The organism is Arenibacter sp. S6351L (assembly GCF_023016025.1).
Classification (GTDB): domain Bacteria; phylum Bacteroidota; class Bacteroidia; order Flavobacteriales; family Flavobacteriaceae; genus Arenibacter; species Arenibacter algicola_B.
This window is the reverse complement of record NZ_JALKBB010000070.1, coordinates 1-2,599: the sequence shown is the minus strand read 5'-3', so window position 1 is coordinate 2,599 and position 2,599 is coordinate 1. Positions and strand designations below refer to the sequence as shown.

Annotated in this window: 2 protein-coding genes; both read right to left on the bottom strand. The window is 42.5% G+C overall.

The genetic code is table 11. The annotated features are described in order from the left end of the window. Positions 1-126: 126 nt before the first annotated feature. Positions 127-861, bottom strand: coding sequence for an IS21-like element helper ATPase IstB (istB, locus tag MWU82_RS23885; protein WP_247098248.1), 735 nt, complete (start codon positions 859-861; stop codon positions 127-129). 17 nt (positions 862-878) lie between these two features. Further along, complete coding sequence (istA, locus tag MWU82_RS23880; RefSeq protein ID WP_247098246.1) at positions 879-2,408, bottom strand: IS21 family transposase; 1,530 nt, start codon at positions 2,406-2,408, stop codon at positions 879-881. Positions 2,409-2,599 lie beyond the last annotated feature (191 nt).

Sequence of the window (2,599 nt, the reverse complement as noted above, 5' to 3'; positions counted from 1 at the left end):
GGTGGATATTCCGGTCATAGTGACCACCCCATTCCGGAGTATGTTGACCAGTCATTTTCAGGTTTCTAAAAGAACGATTTGTGAGCTATCATATTGAACAAATTTATTGATTTTTTTAGCTGCTTTTTATTCTACTCTGCTTTTCTTTTTTCGCATAGATTCCCCCTGAAGTTCAAAACGATGTGCATGGTGCACAAGTCTGTCCATAGTTGCATCTGCAATGGTTTTCTCCCCAATAATATCATACCAGCGGCTTACTGGTAATTGGGAAGTGATGATTACTGAGTTCTTACCATGTCGATCCTCGATAATCTCTAAAAGTGCTATTCTGCTTTGTTGATCCATTGGTTGTAGGCCAAAATCATCTAGGATGATAAGCTGCAAACGTTCCAATTTGGCCAGTTCTTTCAAATAGAACCCATCAGCTTTGGCCATCTTTAGTTTAGCCATCAAACGGTTGGTGTTGTAATATTTTACCCTATATCCATCTATACATGCCTGGTAGCCTAATGCGGTAGCGAGATAGCTTTTACCTGCCCCGGTACTTCCGGTAATGAGAACGTCCTGTCCATTAGAGATATAATCTCCTTGAGCTAAGCGTAAGAGTTTGGTACGGTCCAAATTGCGAGAGGCATCAAAGATTACGTCTTCTAAAGCTGCCCTATAGCGGAACTGGGCACTTTGTACACTGCGTTCAATCTTTCGATTTTGACGATAATCGTATTCTGTTTCAATAAGCTGGGCCATGAGTTGGTCAATGGTATAATGATCGCTCTTGCCGCTTTCAATGGTTGTTTTAAAGACTTCGTACATGCCGTGAAGCCCAAGGGTTTTCATTTTCGATAACGTGGTTTGATTCATATAGATGTGTTTATTGATTACTTATAATAATTGCTTCCTCTGATGTTTTTATGGGAAGGGATTGATTCTTCCTGTTGTTCTTCTTCCATTTGGTCGAGTCCTCTATCGAGAATGTTTTGCACCATCATATAATTGTAGATCCCATATTCAAGGGATTTTCCACAGGCTTTGACCAAACGTTCCTTACCTACCTTTTTGGTAAGGGAAAGTATGCCCATACAACTTTTATAGGCTTGTTCCGGATGTTGTTTTTTATTGAGAATGTTGGTGATCAATACTTTTACATCCTGATCGATGGAGGCCGCCCAATCTATAAAACGCTGGGGTGTCCACTCTGTGGCAAAGCGATGGGTTGAGGCCATATGTTCGGCCAGCGTACTGTAATGATGGGGGCTTTTTACCCTTGGGTGCACGGCGATACGTCCATAGCCATAAAAAATCTCAACGTTTTTTGCGCTATAGAGAATCTTTACCTTCTTGCGGATATATTGATATGGAACGCTATAGTAATGCTTGTCTTCTCCTAAAATAACATGTCCATTATTGAGAACGGTCACAAGGGCTTGTTTACGGACCTCATAATACTGTTGGGGAAGTAAGCAGAGTTGATCCCTTTCAAGCTCTTCGAAGAGCTGTCTACGGCTGTATGGCCTTCCCGTCATATTTGCATTGTTATGCTTCTCCAAAAGAATCAATATGGATTGGTTGAGCGACTTGAGGTCGAAGAATTGTTGTTCCTTTAATATGCTGTATATACGCGTATAGAGGATCTTAACGGCTCCTTCTACTAAAGACTTGTCTCTGGGTTTATAGGCTCTTGCCGGCAATACCGTTGTGCCATAGTGTTCGGAGAAATCCAAAAACGTTTCGTTCAAAGTAGGCTCATAACGATTGCTTTTGGTCACGGCCGACTTAAGGTTGTCAGGGACTATGGCAGCCGGAACTCCGCCAAAATAATGCATCGCATTTTCTACCGAGGATATAAAGTCCTCTTTTTTCTGGCTCAAACTTGCCTCTGCATAGGTGAGTTGGCTCGCCCCAAGTATAGCTACAAAGAATTGTATATCAATGATCTCCCCGCTTTCCCTATCAATAAGTTCAAGGGTCTCACCTGCATAATCCACATACATCTTGTCTCCGGCCTTGTGGGTCATGTGCATGGTAGGCCTGACATGAATGCTACGGCTCCACCGGTTGTAATGTTCACAAAACTGGCTACTTTGGACTCCTTGCGGGTATTGCCCTTTATACTCCTGCCATAGCAGCATCTTGGTAAATCCAGTTTTCTTGAGTTGCCGCTCTGCATAAGGAAAGAAAGCGTACAAGGCCTTTAAATGCTCAGGGAGCTCCCGCTGGGGAGCATTTATAAATAAAGCCTCTAGGGATAGGTCACTCAAAACCTCAATCTCCTCATACGGCATTTTTAAGGCACTAAATTGCCTTATGTACTTCTTCACCGTGTTTCGGGAAATACCTAGGTACTGACTGATAAACACCTTGCTCTTTCCTTGAAGGTGTAGTTTAATAACATTTCTTAGTTTACTCATCTCTATCGATTTTCCGGCCATCTCCTTTGCTGTTTGGTTTAATAACAGCTCGAAGATAACCCTCGATAGCTCTCTGTAATTCGCTTGATTTTAGGTGGTCAACATGCCCCGGAATGGGGTGGTCAACATACTCAGGAATGCCATGGTCAGTTTAAACCGGAATTAGGTGGTCAATATCACCGGATTTTCCA

Coding starts and splice junctions, on each gene's coding strand:
- istB (WP_247098248.1), bottom strand. CDS start 861: ATGAATCAAACCACGTTATCGAAAATGAAAACCCTTGGGCTTCACGGC.
- istA (WP_247098246.1), bottom strand. CDS start 2,408: ATGAGTAAACTAAGAAATGTTATTAAACTACACCTTCAAGGAAAGAGC.